This is a genomic window from Promicromonospora sp. AC04 (assembly GCF_003058225.1).
Taxonomy (GTDB): domain Bacteria; phylum Actinomycetota; class Actinomycetes; order Actinomycetales; family Cellulomonadaceae; genus Promicromonospora.
The window spans coordinates 13,672-39,267 of the sequence record NZ_QBUG01000006.1; the positions used below are offsets into that span (position 1 = coordinate 13,672).

The following is a 25,596-nucleotide window of genomic DNA, read 5'->3' on the forward strand; positions in this document are numbered from 1 at the left end:
GTTTCGGCGGCATCAGGCCACTTCTAGGGTCTCGTGCCCCGGCGTCGGCGGCCGCGCTCAGGTACCCTCAGGCGCATTGACGATGGGATTCCCGTCTCGTGTAATATTCTACTAGCGTTGCCTGACCACCCAGGAGTGCACCATGAGCACGGCATCACCAACCCCGTCGGTCCGTCGTCTTCCGCCGGTCGCGAGCCTGCGCGAGCAGGTTCACCGCGCCCTCGTGGCGGCGATCGTCGCGGGCGAGCTGGAGCCCGGTGAGCTTGTCTCCGTACCGACCCTCGCCGCGCGCTTCGACGTGTCGGCGACGCCGGTGCGGGAGGCCGTGCTGGACCTGGAGCGGCGGGGATTCCTCGAGGCCGTGCGGAACAAGGGATTCCGCGTCACTCGCGTCAGCGACCAGACGCTGCGGCATGTCGCCGCCGTCCGCCTCGTGATCGAGCCGGTCTGGATGGAGCGGCTGGCCAAGTCGTTCCCGGTGGGGCAGCTGGGGGAGTTCCGCGCGCTGGCCGACGAGATAGTCGAGGGCGCGCGCACGGGCGACCTGATCGCCTACCTGCAGGCGGACCAGGCGTTCCACCTGCGGCTCATGGGGCTGCTCGGCAACCCCGTCGCCGGCGAGATCGTGGCCGACCTGCGGGACAGGGCGCGCCTGCTCGGGCTGTCGACGATGGTCGCGAGTGGCACGCTGGCCAGCTCTGCCCAGGAGCACCACGAGCTGCTCGACCTGCTTGCGGCCGGGGACGGCCCCGGTGCAAAGGCGCTCATGGAGCGGCACATCGGGCACTCGCTGGGCACGTGGGCGGGCAAGCCGGAGGACTGAATGCCTCGCCGGCCGAACCGCGGCCGACGAGGTGAGTTCCGGGATCGATGATCGAGAGGGTGGATGTGGCAGCGGACGTCGTGATCGTCGGCGCCGGGATAGTCGGCGCCGCGTGCGCGCGCGCCCTCGCGCGGGCCGGTGCCCGGGTGACGGTGCTCGACCGCGTGGCAGCGGCGTCCGCCACCAGCGCCCACGGCGAGGGCAACCTGCTGGTCTCCGACAAGGGCCCCGGCCCGGAGCTGGAGCTGGCCAAGGTGTCCCTGCGCCGGTGGGCGCATCTCGCCGACGAGCTGGCGGACGAGCTCGGGCCGCTGTTCCCCTCGATCGAGCACGAGGCCAAGGGCGGCCTGGTCGTGGTCACCTCCGCCGACGGCCTGGACGGGCTGCGCGGGTTCGCCGAGGCGCAGCGCGCGGCCGGCGTCGAGGCCGTCGAGGTGACCGCCGAGCAGGCGCGCGAGCTCGAGCCCGACCTGGCCCCCGGCGTCGTCGGCGCCGTGTACTACCCGCAGGACGCGCAGGTGCAGCCGGTGGCCGCCGCCGAGGCGCTGCTCGCCTCCGCGCGCCGGGCAGGCGCCGTCGTCCGCACCGAGGTCGAGGTGACCGGACCGCTGCTGGGCGACGGCGGTCGCCTCACCGGCGTCGCCACCACGCGGGGCGAGGTCTCCGCCGGCGCCGTGGTCGTGGCGGCGGGCCCCTGGTCGGCGGAGGTCGCAGAGAGGCTCGGCGCCCGGATCGCGGTGCGCCCGCGCCGCGGGATGGTGCTCGTCACCACCCCGATGCGGCAGCGAGTCCGGCACAAGGTCTACGACGGCGACTACTTCGCGGCCACCCAGTCCGCGGGCGCCGAGCTGCAGACGTCCGCCGTGATCGAGTCGACGCGGGGCGGGACCGTGCTGATCGGGTCGAGCCGGGAGCAGGTGGGATTCGACGATCGCCTGAGCACCCAGGTGCTCGCCCAGCTGGCGCGGCGGGCTGTTGCCGTGTTCCCGTTCCTGGCGCGGACGAACGTCATGCGCTCCTACCTCGGCTTCCGGCCGTACATGCCCGACCATCTCCCGGTGATCGGCCCCGACCCGGCCCTTCCCGGGCTGTGGTTCGCGACCGGTCACGAGGGCGCGGGCGTCGGGCTGGCCCCGGCGACCGGGGACCTGCTCGCCGCCGGGATGCTGGGGCTGGCGGCGGCCGTGGACCCGCGCCCGTACGCCGTCGACCGGCCGACGCTCCGGCCGAGGGTTGCTCACGGGGAGGCACTGGCATGACGTCGCAGCGCATAGCGGTGGAGCGGGACCCCGTCGAACCGGGTCCCGACCGGCCACTGACCATCTGGGTCGACGGCGAGCCCGTCACCGGGACGGCCGGGCAGACGATCGCCGGCGTGCTGCTGGGTGCCGGACGGCGCCAGTGGCGCACCACCCGCGAGGGCGGCGCGCCCCGCGGCGTGTTCTGCGGGATCGGCGTGTGTTTCGACTGCCTCGTCGAGGTCAACGGCCTGCCGGACGTGCGGGCCTGCCTGCGGCGCGCGCAGGACGGCGACGTCGTGGCCGACCAGGGCGCTCCGCCGTCGGGCGGGTCGCTGCCGGAGGTGACGTCGTGAGCAAGGGTTTGCGGCACGTCGTCGTCGTGGGCGCGGGCCCGGCGGGGCTGGCCGCCGCGCGGGCGGCTGCGGAGGCCGGGGCGCGGGTCACGCTGCTCGACGCCGCGGACGGCCTCGGCGGCCAGTACTGGCGGCACCTGCCCGCCGCGCGGCCGGCGGGGCGCGAGCACGTGCTGCACCATCGCTGGTCGACGTTCGGCGAGCTGAGCGGCGCCCTGCGGGCGAACCCGGCCGTGACGGTGGTGGAGTCGGCGCAGGTCTGGTCGCTCGAACGGCCGGACGGCGGCATCCGCCTGAATGTGCTCGTCGGGGAACCGGACGCCGTCGGGCGCGCGGTCCTGGTGCTGGAGCCGGACGCCCTGGTGCTGGCCACCGGCGCCCACGACCGGACGCTCCCGTTCCCCGGCTGGCAGCTGCCCGGGGTCTACTCTGCCGGGGCGGCGCAGGCGCTGGCCAAGGGGGAGCGGGTCGCCGTCGGGCGCCGGGTGGTCGTCGCCGGGGCCGGGCCCTTCCTGCTCCCCGTCGCGTCGGCGCTGCTGTGGACCGGCGCCACCGTCGTCGGCGTGCACGAGGCAGCCGGGCCGGGTGCGCTCGCGCGCGGCTGGCTGAGCCGGCCCTGGGAGCTGGCCGGCGCGGCGGGCAAGGCCGGTGAGCTGGCCGGATACGTCGGCGAGCTGGCGCGGCACCGCGTGCCGTGGCGGCCCGGCGAGGCAGTGGTTGCCGCGCACGGCGACGGGCAGGTCGAGGCGGTGACGATCGCCCGCCTGGACGAGCGCTGGGCGCCCGTTGCAGGTACCGAGCGGCAGGTCGAGGCCGACGCCGTGTGCGTGAGCCACGGCTTCACCCCGCGCCTCGAGCTGGCGGTCGCCGCCGGGTGCGCGCTCTCGCCGAGCCGGTTCGTGGTCGTCGACGACGCGCAGGCCACGTCCGTCCCGGGCGTGTGGGCCGCCGGCGAGATCACGGGCATCGGCGGGGCCGACGCCGCGCTCGCCGAGGGCGCCGTCGCGGGCACGGCGGCCGCCGGGGGCGACCTCGGCGTCGTCCGCGTCGCCGTCCGCGCCCGGGCCAGGGCCCGCGGCTTCGCCGCCCGCATCGAGGCCGCCCACGGCGTGCGCGGCGGGTGGGTGCGCTGGCTGCGCGACGACACCGTCGTCTGCCGCTGCGAGGAGACCACCTACGGGCGCGTGCGCGAGGTCGTCGAGCTCACCGGGTCGCACGAGACCCGCTCCGTGAAGCTCACCAGCCGCGCCGGGCTCGGCCCGTGCCAGGCGCGGATGTGCGGCCGGACCCTCCAGGAGCTGCTCGGGGACGCACCCGGCGGCGACTCGGATGCGGGCGGCACCGCGCCCGGCGTCGACCGCCGTCCGCTCGTGGTGCCGGTCCGGCTCGGTGACCTCGCATCCCTGCCTTCGACCTCTGCCTCTACCTCACCTTGAGCCTTGCTCTCGACCTTGCCTTGAACCTTGCCTTGAACCTTGCCTTGAACCTTGCCCTCAGCATCCCGACCACCAGGAGACCAGACATGAACCAGCGCTTCGACCTCGGCGGCGTGATCGTCGCCACCACCCTCGCCTTCAAGCCGGACGCGTCAGCCCCTGCCGGGCTCGCCGTCGACTACGAGCGGTTCGCCGCGCACTGCGAGTTCCTCGTCGACAACGGCTGCCGCGGCGTCGGCCCGAACGGCTCGCTGGGCGAGTACTCGTCGCTCACCGACGACGAGCGCCGCAAGGTGGTCCAGACCGCCGTCCAGACGGTGGGTGATCGCGGGCTCGTTGTCGCCGGTGTGCACGGCGTCGGCTGGCACCAGGCCAAGTACTGGGCGGAGCTCGCGGCCGAGGACGGCGCGGACGCCGTCCTCCTGCTGCCCCCGACCATCTACCGCGCGAACCGCTCCGAGGTGATCGAGCACTACGCGCGCGTCAACGAGGTCGGCATCCCGATCATGATCTACAACAACCCGATCGACACGAAGGTCGACCTCACCCCAGGCATCCTGGCCGAGCTGGCCCAGCTGGAGAACGTGGTGGCCGTCAAGGAGTTCTCCGGCGACGTGCGGCGCGTGCTGGAGATCAAGGAGCTGGCCCCGGACCTGGACGTCATCGCCGGCGCCGACGACCTGCTCTTCGAGTCGCTCGTGACCGGGGCCACCGGCTGGTTCGCCGGCTACCCCAACGCGTTCCCGCGCGAGGCCGTCGAGATCTACACGCTGGTCACCGAGGGCAAGATCGCCGAGGCCCGCGAGCTGTACAGCCACCTGGTGCCGGCCTTCCGGTGGGACTCCCGGACCGAGTTCGTGCAGGCGATCAAGCTCTCGATCGACATGGCCGGGCAGAGCTACGGTGGTCCGACCCGCCCGCCGCGCGGACCGCTCACCGCGGAGCACGAGGCGCAGGTGCGCAAGGACACCGAGGCGGCGCTCAGCTACATCGCCTCGCGCTGACCCGGCCGGACCGAGCACAGGAGCGACCATGCGCAGCAGCAGGACCATCACCGCCGTCGACTCGCACACGGAGGGCATGCCGACGCGCGTCGTCACCGGCGGCGTCGGGCCCATACCGGGCGAGACGATGAACGACAAGCGGCTGTACTTCATGGAGCACATGGACGAGCTGCGGCACTTCCTGATGGACGAGCCGCGCGGGCACGGCGCGATGAGCGGCGCCATCCTGCAGCCGCCCACGCGGCCCGACTGCGACTGGGGCGTGGTCTACATCGAGGTGTCCGGCTGCCTGCCCATGTGCGGGCACGGCACCATCGGCGTCGCCACGGTCCTGGTCGAGACGGGCATGGTCGACGTCGTCGAGCCCGTGACCGAGATCAGGCTGGACACGCCCGCCGGGCTCGTCGTCGCGAAGGTCGCCGTCAGCGACGGCCACGCGGACGCCGTGACCATCGAGAACGTGCCCAGCTTCGTGACGGCCCTCGACCAGACGATCGAGGTGCCCGGCTACGGCACCGTCCCGTACTCGATGGCGTTCGGCGGCAACTTCTACGCGCTCGTCGACCTGGACGACCTGAAGCTGCCCTTCGACCGGGCGCGCCAGCAGGACCTGCTCGCCGCCGGGCTCGCGATCATGGACGCGATCAACGAGACCGCGAAGCCCAAGCACCCGGAGCTCGACGGCGTCGAGGGCTGCCACCACGTCGAGCTGATCGCCCCCGGCTCGGACGCCCGCCACTCCCGCCACGCCATGGCCATCTGGCCCGGCTGGTTCGACCGGTCGCCCTGCGGCACCGGGACGTCGGCCCGGATGGCCGAGCTCTGGGCCCGCGGCGAGCTCGCGATCGGCGACGACTTCGTCAACGAGTCGTTCATCGGCAGCCGGTTCGTCGGCCGGCTGGTCTCCGAGACCACGGTCGCGGGCGTGCCCGCCGTCGTGCCGACCATCACGGGGCGGGCCTGGGTGACCGCGACCGCCAACTACCTGCTCGACCCGAGCGACCCGTTCCCCACGGGCTTCGTCTTCTGAACCTGCTTGCTCGACCCGCCCGCCCTGCCCGTCATCCGCTGAGGAGCCCATCCATGACCGCCACCGCGGCACCCGACCTCGATCGCACCGTCGACGACGTCGCCCGCCGGGCCGCCGACGCCTTCGACCAGCTGTCCCGGACGGCGCCCCGCGTGCGCGCCGAGGGCCTGCGCGGCGCGGCCGCCGCCCTGGCCGACCACGCGGACGAGCTGGTCGCCATCGCCCAGGAGGAGACCGGCCTCGCCGAGGCGCGGCTGCGCGGCGAGCTCAAGCGCACCCAGGTCCAGCTCCGCCTGTTCGCGCACGTCGCGGAAGACGGCACCTACCTCGACGCCCGCGTCGACGAGGCCGACCCGGACTTCGTCCTCGGCCCGCGGCCCGACCTGCGCCGCCTGCTGTGGCCGGTGGGGCCTGTGCTGAACTTCGCGGCGAGCAACTTCCCGTTCGCGTTCTCCGTGGCCGGCGGGGACACCGCGGCGGCGCTCGCGGCGGGCTGCCCGGTGATCGTCAAGGCGCACCCGGGGCATCCGCGGCTGTCCGAGCGCGTCGCGGAGCTCGTGGCCGCCGCGCTCGTCGCGGCGGGGCTGCCCGAGGGCACGCTGCAGCTCGTGACTTCGCAGGAGGCGGGCGTCGCCCTGGTCGAGCACCCGGCGGTGCGGGCGGCGGCCTTCACCGGGTCCCAGCGGGTCGGGCAGCTGCTCGCCGCCCGGGCCGCCGCGCGGCCCGACCCGATCCCGTTCTTCGGCGAGCTGGGCAGCGTCAACCCCGTCCTCGTGACCGGGGAGGCGCTGCGCGAGCGCGGCGACGGCCTGCTCGGCGGTTACGTGGCGAGCGTGTCCGGCTCGGCCGGCCAGCTCTGCACCAAGCCCGGTTTCCTGCTGGTCCCCGAGGGCTCCGCCTACGACGACGCAGTGGTCGCCGCAGCCTCGGAGGTACCCGTGCACCGGTTGCTCAACCCGTCGATCGCGGACGGGTACGAGCGGCGGGTCACGGAGGCGCTGGGGGCGGACGGCGTGCGGGTTGTGCACTCCGGCGACTTCCGCCGCGACGCCGAGGGGCAGGCCTGGGTGAGGCCCACGTTCGTCGCCGTGCCGCTCGACGCGCTGCGCCGCGCGGGGGCCGCGCTGCTCGACGAGGTGTTCGGGCCGTTCTCCGTGATCGTGGAGTACCCGGACGGCACGGACCTGGCGGCCGTCGTCGCCGAGCTGTTCCCCGGCAACCTGACCCTGACCCTGCACCTGGGGTCGGGGGAGGCGGCCGGGGAGCAGGGCACGCCCGGTGGGTTCGGCGGGTTGGTGACCCGGCTGGCCCCGCACGCGGGCCGCATCCTGCTCGGCGGCTGGCCCACCGGCGTCGCCGTCACGCCCGCGATGCAGCACGGCGGCCCCTGGCCGGCGACGACCACCGACGGGACGTCGGTCGGCACCGCGGCGATCGGCCGGTTCCTGCGCGGGGTCACGTTCCAGGACGCGCCCCAGGAGCTGCTGCCCCCGGCGCTACGCGACGACAACCCCTGGGGCGTGCCCCGGACGGTCTCCGTGCGCGGGGAGTCGCTGGGGTGGTGATCGGCGGGCTGATCCCGACTGCACGCCGCTGACCTACACCCGAGCACTGCCACGAGGTCGGCACACTCCTGAGGTGGATCAGCAGGGTCGGCAGTCTGCATCGAGATCGGTCCAGGCCTGGACCGATCTCGATGCAAACTGCCGAGTTCGTGAGGCAAACTGCCGACCTTGTCGGGGGTCGTCGAGTCCGGTCACCAGTCGGTGGTCTAGGGGCGCTCGGGCCTGGCTTCAGGCCGGGACGGTCCCGCGGTACGGGCGGAAGAAGTCCCGCAGCTCCCGGGCGTAGAGCTCGGGCTCCTCGAACGCGGCGAAGTGGCCCCCGCGCTCGGGCTCGGTCACGCGCACGGTGTTCGCTGTGCGTTCGAGCCAGGCCCGCGGCGGGCGGACGACGTCGCCCGCGAACAGCGAGAACCCGGACGGCACCTCGACCCGGCGCGTGAGCTGCTTGGCCGAGATCGCCGCGTTGGCGTGGTACATCCGCATGGACGAGCCGATCGTCCCGGTGAACCAGTAGATCGACAGCAGCGTGAGGATCTCGTCCCGGGTGTAGCTGTCCTCGATGTCGCCGTCGCTCCAGGACTGGAGCTTCTCGACGATCCACGCGGCGAGGCCGGCGGGGGAGTCGTTGAGCGCCGCGGCGAGAGTCTGGGGCTTGGTGCGGTGCACGGCACCGTAGGCGCCCTCGGTGGCGCTCCAGGTGGCGGTCTCCGCGAACCAGGCCCGTTCCTCGGCCGCGAGGGTCGCCGGGTCCCCGGTGAAGATGGGCAGCCCGCCGTCGGTGCGGTGGACGGCGGCGACGCGGTCGGGATGGTCGAGCGCGAGGTAGCGGCTCACATGGCTGCCCATGTCCCCGCCCGCCGCGCCGAACCGCTCGTAGCCCAGCACGGTCATGAGCCCGGCCCACAGCCCGGCGACGGCTATCGAGTTCAGCGGCGGCCCCGTCGGCCGGTCGGAGTACCCGAAGCCCGGCATGTCGGGGACGACGACGTCGAACGCGTCCGCCGGGTCCGCGCCGTGCGCGCCCGGGTCGGTCAGCAGGGAGACGACCTTCGAGTACCGCCAGAACGAGTCGGGCCAGCCGTGGCTGAGCACCAGCGGCAGGACGGGACCGGCCGGCGCGACGGCCCGGGCGTGCACGAAGTGGATCCCGAGCCCGCCGACCGAGACCCGGAAGCGGGGCAGCCGGGCGAGCGCGGCCTCCTGCGCGGGCCAGTCGAACCCGTCCGCCCAGTACGCGACCAGCTCGCGGAGATAGTCGAGGTCCGTGCCCAGGGACCACCCGACGTCCTCGGGCGCGTCGGGCCAGCGGGTCGCCCGCAGCCGCGCGCGTAGGTCCTCGATCGCCTCTGGGGTGGTCTGCGGGGCAAACGGCTCGGGGGCAGGGAGGTTGTCCGGCACGGTGCTCACCCTACGTGGACCGCGGTCGCCGGGCGCATCCGCCCCATCGGCGATCGGACCGCCCGCCGAGGACGCGTCGGCGGGGCGCACGGCGGTGCGCCCGAGCGTTAGACGACACTTGTTAAATAACTTACAGGTGTATATGATCGTGCTCATGGGATTCGATCTGGCCGTGGCCACACCCGCGAAGGACCGCCGAGTGCGGCGATCCCGGGCGGCCCTCACCGAGGCCGCCGTCGCGCTGGTGACCGAGCGGGGGACCGCCGCGATTCCGATCGCCGATATCGCGGCGGCCGCCGATGTGAGCCGGCAGCTCGTCTACCAGCACTTCGGTGACCGTGACGCCCTGCTGCTCGAAGCGGCGCTCGACCTGGCCAGGACCGAGCTGCTGTCCCAGGCGACGGAAGCCGATGCGGTGGCGGGGCGGGACCGTGTGCTGGTCATCGCCCGGCACTTCGCCCGGCATCGGGTCTTCTACCGGGCGATGCTGACCAGCTCCAGCGCCTTCGCGCTGAACAAGGCCCTCAGCGGCCTGCTCGTCCCGGTCAACCGGCGTGCGATGGAGGAACACTTCGCTGCCGACGTCGACCCGCAGCGGCTCGAGGACCTGGCCGCTTTCATGACCGGCGGCGCGGCCGCCGTCATCAACGAATGGGTGACCGAAGCGGACGACCCGCTCGATCCCGAGAACCTCGCCGATCGGCTGATCGCCGTGGCCGAGGTCGTCACCACCGCACTGCGCCAGACAGCCACCTCGCACACGGAGACCAACCGATGACCCTGACAAGCCACGCCCTCCAGCGCCAGCAGAAGCTTTCCGACCCACCCACGCGCCGACTCGCCGTCGACCGCGACCTGCGCGTGCCGATGCGCGACGGCGTCGAGCTCCTGGCCGACCGCTGGGCACCTCGAGGAGGCGGGCAGGGACTGCCGACTGCGCTCTTCCGCAGCCCGTACGGCCGCGCCGGCATCTTCGGCACGATGATGGCCCGCCCGCTCGCCGAGCGCGGATTCCAGGTGATCGTCCAGAGCACCCGCGGCGGTTTCGGGTCCGGCGGGGTCCTGGACCCGATGCGCCAGGAGCGCGAGGACGGCCTCGACACGCTGGACTGGGTCGTCAAGCAGTCCTGGTTCGGCGACTCGATGGTGCTGGTCGGTATGAGCTACCTGGGCTACGTGCAGTGGGCGGTCGCGGACAGCCTGCCGCCGCAGGTCAAGGCCATGATCCCGGTGGTGACCGAGTCGGCGCTGACCAAGGAGTTCATGCGCGCCGACGGCCGGTCCCTGGAGCTGCCGTTCGAGTGGGGCGCCCTGGTCGCCGTCCAGGAGCGTCCGCTCGCGATGTTTCGCAGGGGTAGCCAGACGAGGAAGAACACCCGCGCGCTGCACACGCTGCCGCTGCGGGACGCCGATGTGGAGGCCATCGGCCGGCACTCGCAGTACATCCAGGACGTCCTCGACCACGATGGCGACGACCCGCACTGGGATCGCCTCGACCACCGCCACCGGGTCGCCGGCACGATGGTCCCGGTCAGCTCGGTCGCGGGCTGGTACGACATCTTCCTGCCGGGCCAGCTGCGGGACTTCACGGTCCTGCAGGACGCCGGCAGGCCCGCCCGGCTCACCGTCGGGCCCTGGACGCACCCGGAGGCTCCGGTCGTGCCCGAAGCCATCGACTTCGGACTGGCCCACGCGCGCGGCGAGGAGCCGCCCGAGCGGGCACCGGTGCGGCTGTTCGTGATGGGGCAGGACGCCTGGCGCGACTTCGAGAGCTGGCCGCCGAAGGACTATGCACCAGAGCGGTTCCACCTCCAGGCCGACGGCCGGCTGTCCGTCGCGGCGCCGGGCGAGTCCGAGGCCGACGTGTATCGGTACGACCCAGCCGATCCGACGCCCGCGGTGGGGGGCATCAGCATCACCAACGGCGGACGCATCGACAACACGGCACTGGAAGCGCGGCCGGACGTGCTCACGTACACCACAGCGGTGCTCGACGAGGACGTCGAGGTCGTCGGCGAGGTGAGCGCCGAGGTCTGGTTCCGGTCGAGCCTGGCTCACGCCGACGTGTTCGTGCGGCTCTGCGACGTCGACGAGGAGGGCCGCTCGCACAACGTCTGCGACGGGCTGACGAGCCTGACGTCCGCCGAGGAGCTCACCCGCGCGGACGTGCGGCTCTGGCCCACGGCGTACCGGTTCAAGAGCGGTCACCGCATCCGGGTCCAGGTCTCCAGCGGCGCCTTCCCGCGGTATGCCCGCAACCCCGGCACCGGCGAGCCGATCGCGACCGCCACGACGCTCCGGGCCGGCGACCAGGCGGTCCACCACGACCCGGAGCATCCGTCGGCGCTGATCCTGCCGGTTCGCCGGGCCCTATGAGGTGAGCAGGCCGACCCGGCGCAGCCAGTCCTCGACGTCGGGCCGCGACTGCTCGGCCTCCTCGCCCTGCACGGCGAGGCCCTCGCCGATCGTGGCGCCGGCGCAGAGCTCGGCGTACTCGTCGGCGACCTGGCCCATCCCGCTGACGGCGTAGGTCACCACCGGGAAGACGGTCTTGCCGGTGAGGTCGAAGCTCTCCACGAACGTGCGCATGATCATCGGCGCGCGGACGTTCCACACCCCGCTGCCCAGCAGGACGACGTCGTAGCCCGCGAGGTCGGGCAGCGCACCCGCGATCTCGGGGCGGGCGTCCGACTCCTGCTCGCGGACGTTGCGCTGCACCGTCGCCTCGTACGCCTCCGGGTACGGGTCGGCGGCCTCGATCTCGTAGACGTCGAGGTCGACCAGGTCCGCCATGATCCCGGCGACCACCGCCGTGTTGCCCGTCGTCAGGTCGATCCGGTCGCCGTAGTAGTAGTTCTCGCCGGCCCGGGAGAAGTAGGCAAGCAGGGCCCTGCCGCGCGTCGCGTCGGGTGTCTCGGTCACGGTTGGGTCCTCGCTCGGGGTCTGGCTGGCGGTCTGGCCGGGGGTGGGCGACGGAGAACAGCCCGCGGCGCTCGCGACCAGGCCGGCGCCGGCCAGCGTGAGGGCGGACCGGACGAAGGTCCGGCGGTCGAGCTGGGTCATGCGCGGGTTCCTTCGCGGTAGGCGCCGGACGGCCGCCCGGCGGGTGTGCGGGCGTTCTCACGCTAGGTCGCCGGGCGCGGCCGTGGGAGGCACTGTCGTTGCCTGGTTCGACAGGAGCTCCCGTCCGGCGTCGGCCGTCCGTAGCGTGAGCGGCATGAGCACACCGGTCGTCGGCACAGCCGAGTGGCCCGCCGCCGTCCGCTCTGATGAGATGACTTGTCACGCCATCGAGGAGCGGTCATGAACGGGCTGGAGATCACGGTGATGCTCGGCACCGCGGTGTTCGCGGGTGCCGTGCTGGCGCCACGGCTGCGGATCGCCGCACCCCTGCTCCTGCTGGTCTTCGGCCTCGCGCTCGGGTTCGTCCCCGAGCTGCGCGAGGTCGAGCTGCCGCCCGAGACGGTCCTGCTCCTCTTCCTCCCGGTCATGCTGTTCTGGGAGAGCCTCACCACGTCGCTGCGCTCGATCAAGCGGGACTTCCGCGGCATCGTCATCCTGAGCACGCTGCTGGTGGTCGCTACCGCCTTCGGCGTGGCCGGCATCGCCTACGCGCTCGGCATGCCGTGGGAGGCCGCGCTCATCATCGGCGCCGCGCTGGCGCCGCCCGACGCCACCGCCGTCGCGGCGCTGGGCCGCACCCTGCCCCACCGCAACTTCATGGTGCTCAAGGCCGAGAGCCTCACGAACGACGGCACGGCGCTGGTGGTCTACGCCATCGCCGTCGGCACCGCCGTCGGAGGGAGCTACACGCCCCTGGACATCACCGGCCTGGTGGTCCTGTCCTACGCGGGCGGGCTGGCCGCCGGCGCCCTGGTGGGGGGCGCGGCCTATCTCGTGCTGCGGCGGCTGCGCGACGCGACGGTCATCAACATCGCCCTGCTCCTCATCCCGTTCACCGCCTACCTGCTGGCCGAGCTGGCCGGGGCGTCCGGCGTGCTCGCCGTGGTGGTCGCCGGGCTCATCGTCTCGTACGTCGCGCCGCTGATCAGCACGGCGGCCTCCCGCCGCCAGACGGAGTCGGTCTGGCCGCTGGGTTCGTACCTGCTCAACGGGGCGCTGTTCGTGCTCATCGGGCTCGAGGTCCAGGTGGTGGCCCGCGACCTGGCCGGCGGCTCGGTCGGCCGGCTCCTCGTGATCGTCGTCGCGGCCTGGGTGGCCCTGATCGTCGTGCGGTTCCTGTTCCAGACGGTCTCCGTTGCGATCATCCGGCTGGTCGACCGGCGACCCGCCCAGCGGGCCCGCCGGATGGGCTACCGCGCCCGGGTGGTGAGCGCGTTCGCCGGGTTCCGCGGCGCGGTGTCCCTCGCGATCGCGCTGTCCGTCCCGGCGGCGCTGGACAGCGGGGAGCCGTTCCCCGGCCGGGCCGACATCGTCTTCGTCACCGCCGGCGTCATCCTCCTCACGCTGCTCGTCCAGGGCCCGCTGCTGCCGGCGGTCGTACGCTGGGCGAACCTGCCGCACGACGCCGCCACCGATCAGGAGCTCGGCCTGGCCGAGCGGGTGATCACCACCACCGCCATCGAGGCGATCCCCGAGCTGGCCGTCGAGCACGACATCAGCGACGAGGTGCGCGACCGGCTCCGCCGGGACTACGACGAGCACCTGCGGGTCGCCGAGGCGAGGGGCCGGGAGTCCGCCGGGCAGACCCCACCCGAGGTCGAGGCGCTCGAGGCCGTGCTCGAGGACGCCGGCACCGTCGGTGAAGCGGACACCAGCACCGAGACGACGACGCCACTGCAGCGGGTTGCCGTGACCGGGCACGCGCCGCTCGCCCGCAACGAGGAGTACACCCGGCTCCGGCTCGCCCTCCTGGACCGCGAGCGCGAGGCGCTGTACCGGTTGCGCCGCGAGGGCAAGATCGACGACACGGTGGCGCTCCGGATCCAGACCCGGATGGACGTCGAGGAGCTGCGGCTCACCGGGGTCGAACCGCTGGACTGACCGGTCCCCGGCGGCCCGTCGTCGGCCCGGCGGCGTGCGCCGCTACCCGGCGATGATGCTGTCGGCGACGTCGGCCGCCCGGTCGATCGGAACGGCGAACCCGATGCCGATGTTCCCCGAGCTGCCGACGGTCGCGATGGCCGTGTTGATCCCGATCACCTGCCCCCGCAGATCGACCAGCGGCCCGCCGGAGTTGCCCTGGTTGATGGACGCGTCGGTCTGGATCATCGGCCCGGGATAGTCGTCGGCGCTGCGGTCGACGGCGCTGACCACTCCCGCCGTGACGCTGCCGGTCAGCCCGAGCGGCGACCCGACAGCGATCACCGGCTGGCCGATCTGCAGCCCGGCACTGCTGCCCAGTGCCGCCGCCGGGGTGCCACCGAGGTCCGCCTCGACCACCGCTATGTCGTTGCGCTCGTCGGCCCCGAGCACCCGTCCGACGACGGAGCGCCCGTCGCCGAGAAGCAGCTCGACCGTCTCGCTGCCGACCACCACGTGCCCGTTGGTGACCACGTGGCTCTCGTCGATGATCACGCCCGACCCGCCGCGCGTACCGGCCCGGACCTGCACGACGCTGGGCAGCACGCGCTCTGCGGCGCTCGCCGTCGTCGTGCTGCCGCCGGCCTGGTTCGCGACGGCGGGTGCCGGGGCGTCCTGCTGGGCGAGGGTCAGGCCGGTCACGACGCCGGTGGTGGCCGAGCCGAGCAGCGCGCCCAGCGCCAGGGCGGTGGCCAGCGTCAGCAGGGGGCGCTGACGGCGGGGTGCGGCGCCGTGCGGGTCTTCGCCGTCGGGCCGCGGGCTCAGGAGCGGACCTGGCGGCGCCGAATCCACCGGCGCCCCGGGCGCCGGTGCCGGGGCGGGGGTCGGCACCAGCCGGACGGCGGGGGCCGGCGCAGGTGGTCGGGGTGTGGCCGGCTCGCCGACGACGAAGCGGCGCGGACCGGCGGGCCGGCCCAGACCGTGCGGAGGATGATCGGGCGCAGGTCGGTCGGGCGCAGGCCGGTCGTGCGGACGTCCATTCAGCTGTGCGTCGGGGTTCTGCATCGGAACGCTCCTTCGAACGGGTCAGACCAGGCGGGAGAACCAGCGCAGGGACAGCGCGGTGGCGGTGATCGCGAGGGCCAGGCCGAGCATCACCAGCGGCGTGGTGACGAGGGTGGTCTCGGTGCGCCAGCCGATCGCCGACCCGATGTCCTCGTAGACCTGGTCCAGCTCGGCGCCGCTCTCGGCGCGGTAGAAGTGGCCGCCGGTCTCCTCCGCGAGCATCCGCAGGGACTCGTCGTCGGCCGGCACCGGCTGGGTGCGCAAGCCGCTGCCGATGACGCCGCCGGGCGTGCCGTAGGCGATGGTGGAGATGGGCATCTCGGCGTCGAGCGCCGCCCGCACGGAGTCGGCGGGGCTGCGGCCCGCCGTGTTGAACCCGTCGGAGAGCAGGACCAGCCGGGCGGGGATCGGCTCGCCGTCCTGCCCGCCGGTCTGCTCGTCGGCCTGGGCGGGCGAGCCGGAGCCCGACGCCGCGTCGTCGGCGGCCGCCTGGCGCACGACCTCCGCCGCGGAGGCGAACACTGCCTCGCCGATCGCGGTGCCGCCCTGTGGCTGGAGGGCGTCGATGGAGTCCTCGACGAGCGCGCGGTCGTCCGTCACGGGCACTATCAGCTCCGCGTCGGCGGAGAACGCGACGACCCCGACCTGGACGGTGGGCGGCAGCTCGCGGACGAACTGGACGGCGGCCTGCTTCGCCGCGGTCATGCGGTCGGGCGGCACGTCCTGCGCCTCCATCGAGCCCGACACGTCGATGGCGACGATGACCGTCGCGCGCTCGTACGGCACCCGGAGCTCCATCTGGGGCCCGGCCGCCGCGGTGGCGAACGCGCCGAGCGCGAGCAGGACCAGGCCCGTGGCCACGTGTCGCCGCCAGCGGGGCCGGGTGGGCGCGACGCGGTCGAGCATCGGCAGGGTCGCGAAGCGGACGGCGTAGCGGGTGCGCCGCCGCTGCAGCACCAGGTAGGCGATCGCGAGGGCGGCGACGGGGACGAGCGCGAGCAGGATCAGGGGGCTGGTGAAGGTCACGGTGTCCTCCGGTGGCGTCGGGCGGGGGCGCGCCGACGGTCCTTGACGAACCGGGCGAGCGCCGCCGCCCAGTCCTGGCTGGTGTTCACGCGCAGGTGCTCGGCGCGGCAGGCGCGCACGGCCGCGGCAGTCTGGTCGCGGTGGCGGGCGGCGGCCATGGCGTAGGCGAAGCGCAGCTCGGGGTCCGACGTCGACACCTCGCGCTGCATCCCGGTCTCGGGGTCGACGAAGACCGCTTCACCGACGTCCGGCAGCTCCTGCTCGCGCGGGTCGTCCACCTCGACGACTATCACGTCGTGCCGGGCGGTCAGCCGCCGCAGCGCCTCCTCCCACTCGAAGGGCCGCTCGACGCCGCAGTCGGGCCCGACCAGGTCGGTGACGACCACGCACAGCCCGCGGCGTCGGGCGCGGGCGCCGAGCCCGCGCAGGGCGTTCGAGAGCGAGACCTGCGGGCTGCCCTGCCGCCCCGCCGCGGGCAGCCTGGACAGCGTCACCGCGGCGGCGCGCCCCGGGCGGGGCGCGATCCAGCGCAGGCCGGCCGAGTCGAGCAGGCCGATGCCCACCCGGTTGCCCGGCGCGGCGGTGAGCAGCCCGACGGCGGCCGCCACCTGCTCGGCGACGTCGACCTTCTCGGTGAGCGCGGTGCCGAACGCCATGCTGGGGCTGCGGTCGACCAGGAGCCACGTGTCCAGCACGTGCTGGGCGCGCGTGAGCCACAGGTGCGCCTCGCCGGTGCGGGCGGTGACGTTCCAGTCGATCCGCCGCACGTCCTGTCCCGGCCGGTAGTGGGCGAGCTCCTCCGGGTCGGCGCCGGGCCCGAGGGCGTGCCCGTCGACGTCGCCCTGCAGCAGGCCGTCGACGCGGCGCCGGACGGTGAGCTCGAGCCGGCGGAACCTGCGCGCCGAGTCGTTCATCGCGTGATCACCTCCTCCTCGGCCGGGGCCACGCGCGGCTGGGGCACGGCGGCCAGGACCGCGTCGACGACGGTGCGGGGGTCGACGCCGTCGGCGGCGGCGTCGAACGTGAGCACGAGCCGGTGCGCGAGGGTGTCGCCCGCCAGGTCGACCAGGTCGGACGGCAGCACGTAGTCCCGCCCGCGCAGGAGGGCCAGCGAGCGCCCGGCGGCGATCAGGCCGAGGCTGCCGCGGGCGCTGACCCCGTACTCGAGCACGCCGTCGAGGTGGTGCAGGCCGTACTGGTGGGGCCGGCGGGTGGCCATCACCACGGCCACCGCGTACTGCGCGACGGCGTGGTGGACGAACACCTGGTCGGCCTCCTCCTGGAGCTGGCGGACCAGCACGGGGTCGAGCAGCGGTTCGGCCTGCGGGGGAGTGGCGCTCATGCGCTGCACGATCGTCAGCTCCTCCAGCTCGTCGGCATGGTCGACGTCGACCTTGAGCAGGAACCTGTCGCGCTGGGCCTCCGGCAGGGCGTAGACGCCGTCGCTCTCGATCGGGTTCTGGGTCGCCAGGACGAGGAAGGGGTCGGGCAGGGCGTAGGTGCGGCCGCCGATGCTGACCTGGCGCTCGGCCATGGCCTCCAGGAGGGCGGACTGCACCTTCGCCGGAGCGCGGTTGATCTCGTCGGCGAGGACGAGGTTGGCGAAGACGGGGCCGAGCTCGACGTCAAAGTCCTCCCGCGAGGGCTTCCAGACCCGGGTGCCGACGATGTCCGACGGCATGAGGTCCGGGGTGAACTGCAGGCGGGCGAAGGATCCCCCGGCGACGGTGGCCAGGGTGCGCACGGCGAGCGTCTTGGCGACGCCCGGCACGCCCTCGAGGAGGACGTGGCCGCGCGAGAGCAGGCCGATCATGATGCGCTCGACCATGTGGTCCTGCCCGACGATCACCCGTTTGACCTCGAACAGGGCGCGTTCTAGGAGGGCTGCGGCCGGGCGGAGCGGCGGGTGCTTGGCGACGGCAGGGATGTCCTGGGTGGCGGGCCGGTGTACTTCCATGGGCTCTTCCATGGCACCGACTCCACCCGACAGTGAAGAAAACTGCGGGAAACCCGAGCGAAAGCCGACCGAAAGCAGGTCCCGACAGAACCTGTCAGGACCTGCGCCGGGCGGTTACCGTGCTGCTGTGCGGCTGCTGATCGTGGAGGACGAGGCTGGCCTGGTGAGTGCCCTGCAGGTGGCACTGCGCCGCGAGGGCTACGCCGTCGACCAGGCGCGCACGTGTGCCGAGGCCAGGGAGAAGCTGGGCCTCAACCCCTACGACGTCGTGCTGCTGGACGTGACCCTGCCCGACGGGACGGGCTTCGACCTGACCCGCGCGGTCCGCGCCGGGCAGGTCCCGCTGGCCGAGGGCGACCCGCCGCGCATCCTCATGCTGACCGCGCGGGGTCGGCTGACCGACCGGGTGACCGGGCTGGACGTTGGGGCCGACGACTACCTCGTCAAGCCGTTCGCGATCATCGAGCTGTCCGCCCGGATCCGCGCCCTGCTGCGCCGTGAGGCGCGGGAGGCGGCGGCCGTGCTCGTGCACGGCCCGATCCGGCTCGACGCCGCCCGGCAGCTCGCCTGGCGCGGCACTCGGGAGCTGGTCCTGACCCGCAAGGAGTTCGCGGTGCTGCGCTACCTGATGAACCGGCCCGCCTACGTGGTGGCGGCGGAGGAGCTGCTCGAGCACGTGTGGGACGAGAACGCGGACCCGTTCACGCAGACGGTCCGGGTCACGGTCGGCACGCTGCGGCGCAAGCTGAGCGTCGACGGCGAGGAGCCCGCGCTGGAGACCGTCATCGGCCGCGGGTACCGGCTGCGCGAGCTGCCCGCGTCCGTCGAGGGCGTTCCCGCATGACCGGTCTGCGGCTTCCCGGGTGGGTAAGGCTTCCCGGGTGGGCCAGGACCGTGCGGATGCGGCTTGCCCTGACCTACTCCGCGACGCTGTTCGGCATCACCGCGCTCATCCTGGCCGGGGTGTACTTCGCGCTGTCGCAGACGATCGTCGCCGCGCCGCTGGACCCCGTCACGGTCAAGCGGTTCGAGAAGAAGTCCGACGGCAGCATCGCCTACAAGCCCGGCGAACAGTTCCAGGCCGCCGACCTCGACACCGTCCAGCACGCCGTGAACTACACGGCGCTGCAGACCCTGCGGGACTACTCGGCGATAGCGCTCGTGGTGATGTTCCTGCTCAGCGTCGCCGTCGGCTGGTGGGTCTCGGGACGTGCCCTGCGGCCGGTCGAGGCCATCACGCGCACCGCCCAGGAGATCGGCGCCACCGACCTGTCCCGCCGGATCGGCGCGACGGGTCCCCACGACGAGCTGCGCACGCTGGCCGACACGATCGACGGGATGCTCGACCGCCTCGACCGGGCGTTCAGCGCGGAGCGCAGGCTCATCGAGGACGTGTCCCACGAGCTGCGCAACCCCGTCATGGTGGTGCAGGCGAACGTCGAGGCGGTGCTGGGCAACGACCAGGCCGACCGGGCACAGCGCGCCGAGGCGACCGCCGTCGTGCTCGGTGCGACCAGCCGGATGTCCCGCCTCCTGGAGGACCTGCTGGCGACCGCGCGGTTCCGCTCGGAGGCCTTCACCGACCGGGAGGTCGACCTCGCGGCCCTGGCCGAGGGCGCGGTCCGGGAGAACCGCGCGGTGGCCGAGCGGCGCGGCGTGTCGATCGCGGAGCGGACCCACCCGGGGCCGGTCGCCTACGGCGACGCCAACGCGCTGGCCCGGGCGGTGGACAACCTGCTGTCCAACGCGGTGCGGCTCGCGCCCGTGGGCAGCGCGATCACGGTGGGCGTGGGCAGCAGGCAGGGCTGGGCGTGGATCGCCGTCGCCGACGAAGGTCCCGGCGTACCGCCCGAGGCCAGGGACCGGATCTTCGACCGCTTCTACCGGGGCGCGGACGGCGGCGGCGCGGGCCGTTCGAACGGGGCCGAGGACCGCCCGGACGGCTCCGGGCTCGGCCTGGCGATCGCCCGCCAGGTCGCCGAGAGCCACGACGGGCACCTCCTGCACACCGATCACGGCCCGCGGGGCAGCACGTTCACGGTCTGGCTCCCGGACCGGACCCTGGACCGCGCGACGCAGCGCGGAGACGCGCCGCCGAGCGGCGACCCGCTCGCGTCGTGAGCCCTGGCCGAGGGAGCGTGCTCGGCCAGGCGTCGGTGTGACGGCCAAGGGGAAACTGCTGTTTCCCGGGGTCTGTTGCTGTGCGTAGACGTTGTCTACCGTCAGCAACGCATCCCGTCCGTGGAGTGACTCTCCCCGCCGGCACTCGTGGTCGAGCCTGTCCCGGAGCTACGGCGCCAGCTTGCGGGCTGCCTCCAGCAGGCCGCGCGTGCCCTGGACGAGCGCGCGCAGGTCGTCGACGTCGAGCAGGGCGAGGAGCTCGGGCGGCAGCGCGTCCTCGTGGGCGAAGAGGCGCCGGATCGCCTCGGTGCCCTTCTCCGTGCTGGTCACCCGGCGCACGCGGCCGTCCGCCGGGTCGGGGGTGCGTACCGTCATGCCGGCGGCGGTGAGCCGGTCGAGGATCCCGGACACGGTCGCGGCGGAGACGCCGAGCGCCTCGGCGAGACGCTGAGGTGTCGACTCGCGGTCCACCTGCACGAGCGCGAGCGCCCGGATCTGCTGCACGGTCAGGTCCGTCTCCAGCAGGGGCCGGAGGCGGGAGGCGAAGAACGCCTCGCCGAGCTGCTGGTGCAGGGTGGCGAGCTCCGTGAGGAGCTGGTCGCGGTTCTCGTCGGTCACGGAGCGACTGTAGTCGTCACTTCACCCCCTGGGGCCGGGCGGGAACCGGAGTTGCGGGGCGGGAACCCCGGGGAGATCCTTTGCGTTAGGCAAAATACTGCGCCGAAGGAGTCGCGGGACCCGGCGTGAACCCCAGATCTGGAGGCAGTGTGTTTCGTCTTGCCCGAATGTCGATCGCGAACCGTGCGGTCGTCGCGCTAGCGACGATCGCCGTCTTCCTCGTCGGCATCTTCAGCATGGGGCAGCTCCGTCAGGAGCTCATCCCGTCGTTGAACGTGCCGATGGTGGCGGTCACCGCCGCCTACCCGGGCACCTCGCCGGAGATCGTCGCGGAGCGGGTCACCGACCCGATCGAGACGGCGGTCCAGGTGATCGACGGCGTCACGGGCGTCAGCTCCACGGTCTCCACGGGCATCTCGACGACCACCGTCGAGCTCGAGTACGGCACCGACATCGACGAGGTCGACCAGGAGGTGACGTCCGCCCTCGGCAACATCCAGGACCTTCCGGAGGACGTCGAGCCCCAGGTCATGGCCGGTTCCCTCGACGACCTGCCGGTCGTCCAGCTCGCGGTGTCCGGCGACGGCAGCGAGCAGGAGCTGACCGACGCCATCGACACGGTCCTGGTGCCCGAGCTGTCGGGGATCGCGGAGGTCCGCGACGTCACGGTGACCGGCACCACCGAGCAGCAGGTGGTGATCGAGCCCGACGAGGAGAAGCTCGCCGCGGCCGGCCTCACCGCCGCGCAGCTCTCGTCGCTGCTGCAGGACAACGGCACGGTCACGCCGGTCGGCTCGGTCACCGAGGACGGTGAGACGAGCAGCGTCCAGGTGGGCACGTCGGTCGCCTCCGTCGAGGAGCTCGAGAAGCTGCCGATCGTCCCCGCCGCGGCTTCGTCCGCCGGCGCGTCCGCCTCCGCCGGCACCGGCGCCTCCGCAGGCCCGGCCGCCGGTTCGGCCGACGCCGCGGGCGCCGTCCCCGGGACGCCGACGGCCCCGGACGCCGAGGCGGGTCCCGCCGCCGTCGTGCACCTGGGCGACGTCGCGAAGGTGAGCGTGCAGGACGTGGCGCCCACCTCCTTCTCGCGCCTGGACGGCGAGCCGTCGCTCGCGATCGCCCTGACCAAGACGCCGGACGGCAACACGGTGGACGTCTCCCACGCCGTGCAGGACGTGCTGGCCGACGTCGAGGACGAGCTCGACGCCGACGGCGTGAGCACCGCGATCACGTTCGACCAGGCGCCGTTCATCGAGGAGTCCATCGAGGGCCTGACGACGGAGGGCGGGCTCGGCCTGCTGTTCGCCGTGCTCGTGATCCTGGTGTTCCTGGCTTCCGTGCGGGCCACGCTCGTCGCGGCGCTCTCGATCCCGCTGTCGCTGGCCGTGACGTTCGCAGCGATGAACCTGACCGGCTACACCCTGAACATCCTCACGCTCGCCGCCATGACCATCTCGATCGGGCGCATCGTCGACGACTCCATAGTCGTGATCGAGAACATCAAGCGACACCTGTCGTACGGCGAGGAGCGGGTGCACGCGATAGTCACCGCCGTGCGCGAGGTGGGCGCGGCCATCACGGCGTCGACCGTCTGCACGGTCGCGGTGTTCGCCCCGATCGCGCTCGTGGGTGGCATGGCCGGCGAGCTGTTCCAGCCGTTCGCCGTCACGGTCGCCATCGCCATGGGCGCGTCCCTGGTCGTGGCGCTGGTCGTCGTGCCGGTGCTGGCGTACTGGTTCATCAAGGTCCCGATGTCGGCCGACGGCGGGGTCGCGATGCGCGAGGCCGCCGAGCTCAAGGAGCGCCGCGGCGTCTGGCAGCGCGCCTACGTGCCGTCGCTGGGCGCCGCGCTGCGGCACCCGGCCGTGACGCTGGTCGTCGCGATCGCGCTGCTGGGCGGCACGCTCGCGCTGGTGCCGCGCATGGAGACCAACTTCATCGGGGCCGCGGGGCAGGACACGCTCTCGGTGACGCAGGAGTTCGAGCCGGGCACGTCGCTGGAGGCGCAGGACGAGGCGGCCAAGGAGGTCGAGGACGTCCTCGACGACGTCGACGGCATCGCGACGGTGCAGACCACCGTCGGGTCCGGCGACGGGTTCGCCGCCGCGTTCGGCGGGGGCGGGGGCGCGAGCAGCGCCTCGTTCGCGATGACGCTGGACGAGGACGCCGACGGCGAGGCCGTGCAGGACGACGTGAGCGAAGCGCTCGACGCCGCCGCCCTGGACGGCGAGATCACCGTGGCCGCCGGCGACACGGGGTTCGCCAGCACGACGGTGGACCTGGCGGTCACCGCGCCGGACGCCGACACCCTGGCGGAGGCCGCCAGCGCCGTCGAGGACGCGGTGACCGGCCTCGACACCGTCGAGAACGTGACGAACAACCTCGCCGCGGAGCAGTCCACCGTGCAGGTGACGGTGGACCGGGACGCGGCCGCCGAGGCCGGGCTCACCGAGTCCACGGTCTCCGGCCTCCTGGCCGGGGCGATGAACGAGTCGAGCATCGGCACCGTGGACCTGGACGGCTCGTCGCTCGACGTCGTCGTCGCCGGGGACGTGCCGGCCACTACCGCCGAGATCGAGGAGATCCAGGTGCCGACGGCGGCGGGCATGGTCCCGCTGAGCGACCTGGTGACGGTCGAGCGGGTGTCGGCCCCGGCGTCGGTCACGCGGCTGGACGGGGAGCGCAGCGCCACCGTGGCGGTCACGCCCGCCGGGCAGGACCTGGGCTCGCTGACCGTTGCCCTGACCGAGGAGATCGACAACCTCGACCTGCCGGACGGCGCCGAGGTGACCATGGGCGGCGTGGCGGCCGACCAGGCCGACGCCTTCGCGGACCTGGGCCTGGCGCTGCTGGCGGCCATCCTCATCGTCTACCTGGTGATGGTGGCGACGTTCCGGAGCATCGGGCAGCCGCTGATCCTGCTGGTCTCGGTGCCGTTCGCCGCGACCGGCGCGCTGCTCGCGCTGCTGCTGACCGGCACGCCGCTCGACGTCGCGGCGCTGATCGGTGTGCTCATGCTGGTGGGGATCGTGGTGTCGAACGCGATCGTGCTGATCGACCTGATCAACCAGTACCGGGCCGACGGCCGGCCGCTCGACGAGGCCGTGCGGGAGGGCGCGCGCCAGCGCCTGCGGCCCATCGTGATGACGGCGGCCGCGACGATCCTCGCGCTGACGCCGATGGCGTTCGGCCTGACGGGCGGCGGGGCGTTCATCTCGCAGCCGCTGGCGCTGGTGGTGATCGGCGGGCTCGTCTCCTCGACGCTGCTCACGCTGTACCTGGTGCCGGTGATCTACACGCTGTTCGAGCGGCGTACGGAGGACCGCACCGGAAAGCGCGCGGCCCGGGCGGCGCGCCGGGCGGAGAAGGCGCAGGTCAGGGCAGCCGAGGCGGCGAGGGTCGCCCAGCGGCTCACGGCGGACAGCGCGGGGTAGGCGCGGCCGAGCCCCGGCGTCGTGAACGGCCCTGCTGGCGAAAAATAGATTCCGAGGAATATAGTTCGGTCGTCGAGGGGAGAGACGTGACCGACTACATCGGATTCCTGACATCGCTGGTCCGGTTCGAGACCACGCTGTGGAACACGGTCGACAGGGAGCTCGTGCGCCGGACCGGGGTCACGCTCGCGCGGTTCGAGGCGCTCCGCGTGGTGCGCACCCGGGGGAGCGACTGCCGGGTCAACGAGATCGCTGCCGACCTGGACATCACGATCGGCGCGGCGAGCAAGCTCGTGGACCGGCTGGAGCGGGACGAGCTCGCCGTCCGCCGGCCCAACCCGCACGACGGCCGATCCTCGCTGATCGCCCTCACGCCCGAGGGCGACGGGCGGTTCCAGGGCGTCTCGGACGCCCTGGCGGAGATCCTGGCCGAGCTGCTGGGCCCGGAGATGTCGGGTCCTGAGCTCCGGGACCTGGCCGCGCGGATCGAGAGCCTCAGACAGAACCTTCGACGGAGAGCAGGGGTGTTGGCATGAGTGACACGACGATGCGGGCGGCAGTGATCGACGCCCCCGGGGCCCCGGAGGTGCTGCAGGTCCGCCGGGTGCCGGTCCCGGAGAGCGTGCCGGGACGGGTGCTGATCCGGGTCAGGGCGTTCGGGCTCAACCGGTCCGAGCTGCACTTCCGGCAGGGCGTTGCCTACTCGGGCAGCTTCCCGCGCATCCCGGGGATCGAGGCGGCCGGGATCGTGGAGGACGCGCCGGGTGGCGAGCTGGCCCCGGGCACGCAGGTGGTGACGATGATGGGCGGCATGGGCCGCGAGTTCGACGGCGGGTACGCCGAGTACGTCAGCGTCCCGGCGTCCCAGGTGATCCCGTTCCGCAGCGACCTGCCGTGGGACACGATCGGCGCGGTGCCGGAGATGCTGCAGACCGCGTACGGCTCCCTGGTGATCGGGGCCGGCGTCACGGCGGGGCAGACCCTCCTGATCCGTGGCGGTACCTCATCGGTCGGCCTGACGATAGCCGTGCTGGCGAAGCTGCGGGGCGTCACGGTGCTGTCGACGACGCGGTCCGCTTCGCGGACCGAGCGGCTCCGAGGCGTGGGCGTCGACCACGTCCTGGTCGACGACGGCGAGGTCGCCTCCGCGGTCCGCCGCATCGTCCCGCAGGGAGTCGACGGCGCCGTCGAGCTCGTCGGTGTGAACGTCATGCGGGACACCCTCCGGGCGACGCGGCAGGGCGGGACGACCTGCTTCACCGGGATGCTCTCGGACCAGTGGACCATCCCGGACTTCTACCCGATGGACTGGCTGCCCAACGGGGTGCGCCTGACCGCGTACTCGGGGGAGGCCGCCGACCTCCCCGCCGAGGCCCTCCAGGAGTTCCTCGACGCCGTGGCCGACGGGGCCGCCGTGGTCCCCGTCGGCCGCACCTACGGCATCGACGACATCGTCCAGGCGCACCGTGACATGGAGGCGAACGTCATCGGTGGCAAGGGCGTGGTCCTGCTCTGACCGCTGTGGCCGGTCGCGGCCGCGGCGCC

The 25,596-nt window shown here is 73.3% G+C and carries 22 protein-coding genes; 15 read left to right on the top strand and 7 right to left on the bottom strand.

Annotated elements, in window-relative coordinates; genetic code table 11:
* The first annotated feature begins 142 nt into the window (after positions 1–142).
* The 7 genes from C8K30_RS16355 to C8K30_RS16385 all read left to right on the top strand — a co-directional run bounded on the left by C8K30_RS16355 (position 143) and on the right by C8K30_RS16385 (position 7,452).
* Entirely contained in the window at positions 143–823 is a 681-nt protein-coding gene (locus tag C8K30_RS16355) for a GntR family transcriptional regulator (RefSeq protein WP_165919619.1), read from the top strand.
* Between the two features lie 59 nt (positions 824–882).
* The gene (locus tag C8K30_RS16360) at positions 883–2,082 is read left to right on the top strand and encodes an FAD-binding oxidoreductase (protein ID WP_233257218.1); all 1,200 of its coding nucleotides are present in this window, start codon (positions 883–885) and stop codon (positions 2,080–2,082) included.
* On the top strand, positions 2,079–2,417 hold the full coding sequence (locus tag C8K30_RS16365; RefSeq protein WP_108493992.1) for a (2Fe-2S)-binding protein: 339 nt from the start codon (positions 2,079–2,081) through the stop codon (positions 2,415–2,417). Before C8K30_RS16360 ends, C8K30_RS16365 begins: the two co-directional genes overlap by 4 nt.
* A complete protein-coding gene (locus tag C8K30_RS31680) occupies positions 2,414–3,853 on the top strand; it encodes an NAD(P)/FAD-dependent oxidoreductase (RefSeq protein ID WP_199230528.1) in 1,440 nt (479 codons plus the stop codon). Before C8K30_RS16365 ends, C8K30_RS31680 begins: the two co-directional genes overlap by 4 nt.
* 86 nt (positions 3,854–3,939) lie before the next feature.
* Positions 3,940–4,857: a dihydrodipicolinate synthase family protein gene (locus C8K30_RS16375; RefSeq protein ID WP_108493993.1), complete on the top strand. Its 918-nt coding sequence runs from the start codon at positions 3,940–3,942 to the stop codon at positions 4,855–4,857.
* Positions 4,858–4,885: 28 nt separating this feature from the next.
* On the top strand, positions 4,886–5,887 hold the full coding sequence (locus C8K30_RS16380) for a proline racemase family protein (RefSeq protein ID WP_108493994.1): 1,002 nt from the start codon (positions 4,886–4,888) through the stop codon (positions 5,885–5,887).
* A gap of 53 nt (positions 5,888–5,940) precedes the next feature.
* A complete protein-coding gene (locus C8K30_RS16385) occupies positions 5,941–7,452 on the top strand; it encodes an aldehyde dehydrogenase family protein (protein WP_108493995.1) in 1,512 nt (503 codons plus the stop codon).
* 228 nt (positions 7,453–7,680) lie between these two features.
* On the opposite strand, the gene C8K30_RS16390 is transcribed toward C8K30_RS16385, so the two are convergent.
* Complete coding sequence (locus C8K30_RS16390) at positions 7,681–8,850, bottom strand: epoxide hydrolase family protein (RefSeq protein ID WP_108494314.1); 1,170 nt, start codon at positions 8,848–8,850, stop codon at positions 7,681–7,683.
* Between C8K30_RS16390 and C8K30_RS16395 the strand changes: the two genes are divergently transcribed.
* Together C8K30_RS16395 and C8K30_RS16400 are read left to right on the top strand one after the other, a co-directional pair.
* Entirely contained in the window at positions 8,840–9,628 is a 789-nt protein-coding gene (locus C8K30_RS16395) for a TetR-like C-terminal domain-containing protein (protein ID WP_233257219.1), read from the top strand. The genes C8K30_RS16390 and C8K30_RS16395 overlap by 11 nt on opposite strands.
* On the top strand, positions 9,625–11,226 hold the full coding sequence (locus tag C8K30_RS16400; RefSeq protein WP_108493996.1) for a CocE/NonD family hydrolase: 1,602 nt from the start codon (positions 9,625–9,627) through the stop codon (positions 11,224–11,226). The genes C8K30_RS16395 and C8K30_RS16400 overlap by 4 nt, the downstream gene beginning before the upstream one ends.
* Here the strand turns inward: C8K30_RS16400 and C8K30_RS16405 are convergent.
* The gene (locus C8K30_RS16405) at positions 11,221–11,913 is read right to left on the bottom strand and encodes a flavodoxin (RefSeq protein ID WP_108493997.1); all 693 of its coding nucleotides are present in this window, start codon (positions 11,911–11,913) and stop codon (positions 11,221–11,223) included. The two genes, C8K30_RS16400 and C8K30_RS16405, sit on opposite strands and share 6 nt — an antisense overlap.
* 240 nt (positions 11,914–12,153) lie before the next feature.
* On the opposite strand from C8K30_RS16405, the gene C8K30_RS16410 reads away from it, so the two are divergent.
* Positions 12,154–13,854, top strand: coding sequence for a Na+/H+ antiporter (locus C8K30_RS16410; RefSeq protein WP_108493998.1), 1,701 nt, complete (start codon positions 12,154–12,156; stop codon positions 13,852–13,854).
* Positions 13,855–13,896: 42 nt separating this feature from the next.
* Here C8K30_RS16410 and C8K30_RS16415 read toward each other — a convergent pair whose 3' ends face one another.
* The 4 genes from C8K30_RS16415 to C8K30_RS16430 are packed head-to-tail and all read right to left on the bottom strand — an operon-like array spanning position 13,897 to position 17,881.
* Positions 13,897–14,898 carry a S1C family serine protease gene (locus C8K30_RS16415; protein ID WP_108493999.1) on the bottom strand — a complete coding sequence of 334 codons (1,002 nt, stop codon included), beginning with the start codon at positions 14,896–14,898 and terminating at the stop codon, positions 13,897–13,899.
* Positions 14,899–14,919: 21 nt separating this feature from the next.
* A complete protein-coding gene (locus C8K30_RS16420; protein WP_108494000.1) occupies positions 14,920–15,924 on the bottom strand; it encodes a VWA domain-containing protein in 1,005 nt (334 codons plus the stop codon).
* Positions 15,921–16,838: a DUF58 domain-containing protein gene (locus tag C8K30_RS16425; protein WP_108494001.1), complete on the bottom strand. Its 918-nt coding sequence runs from the start codon at positions 16,836–16,838 to the stop codon at positions 15,921–15,923. Before C8K30_RS16425 ends, C8K30_RS16420 begins: the two co-directional genes overlap by 4 nt.
* A complete protein-coding gene (locus C8K30_RS16430) occupies positions 16,835–17,881 on the bottom strand; it encodes a MoxR family ATPase (protein ID WP_199230530.1) in 1,047 nt (348 codons plus the stop codon). Before C8K30_RS16430 ends, C8K30_RS16425 begins: the two co-directional genes overlap by 4 nt.
* A gap of 127 nt (positions 17,882–18,008) precedes the next feature.
* Between C8K30_RS16430 and C8K30_RS16435 the strand changes: the two genes are divergently transcribed.
* Together C8K30_RS16435 and C8K30_RS16440 are read left to right on the top strand one after the other, a co-directional pair.
* Positions 18,009–18,725 (top strand): response regulator transcription factor, encoded by a 717-nt coding sequence (locus C8K30_RS16435; protein WP_108494003.1) that lies wholly within the window; start codon positions 18,009–18,011, stop codon positions 18,723–18,725.
* Positions 18,726–18,781: 56 nt separating this feature from the next.
* Complete coding sequence (locus C8K30_RS16440) at positions 18,782–20,002, top strand: cell wall metabolism sensor histidine kinase WalK (RefSeq protein ID WP_199230531.1); 1,221 nt, start codon at positions 18,782–18,784, stop codon at positions 20,000–20,002.
* 168 nt (positions 20,003–20,170) lie between these two features.
* On the opposite strand, the gene C8K30_RS16445 is transcribed toward C8K30_RS16440, so the two are convergent.
* Positions 20,171–20,620: a MarR family winged helix-turn-helix transcriptional regulator gene (locus C8K30_RS16445; RefSeq protein WP_108494005.1), complete on the bottom strand. Its 450-nt coding sequence runs from the start codon at positions 20,618–20,620 to the stop codon at positions 20,171–20,173.
* A gap of 167 nt (positions 20,621–20,787) precedes the next feature.
* On the opposite strand from C8K30_RS16445, the gene C8K30_RS16450 reads away from it, so the two are divergent.
* From C8K30_RS16450 to C8K30_RS16460, 3 genes are all read left to right on the top strand, one after another.
* Positions 20,788–24,051 (top strand): efflux RND transporter permease subunit, encoded by a 3,264-nt coding sequence (locus C8K30_RS16450; protein ID WP_108494006.1) that lies wholly within the window; start codon positions 20,788–20,790, stop codon positions 24,049–24,051.
* Between the two features lie 86 nt (positions 24,052–24,137).
* Positions 24,138–24,587: a MarR family winged helix-turn-helix transcriptional regulator gene (locus C8K30_RS16455; protein WP_108494007.1), complete on the top strand. Its 450-nt coding sequence runs from the start codon at positions 24,138–24,140 to the stop codon at positions 24,585–24,587.
* Positions 24,584–25,567: a zinc-binding dehydrogenase gene (locus C8K30_RS16460; RefSeq protein ID WP_108494008.1), complete on the top strand. Its 984-nt coding sequence runs from the start codon at positions 24,584–24,586 to the stop codon at positions 25,565–25,567. Before C8K30_RS16455 ends, C8K30_RS16460 begins: the two co-directional genes overlap by 4 nt.
* Positions 25,568–25,596 lie beyond the last annotated feature (29 nt).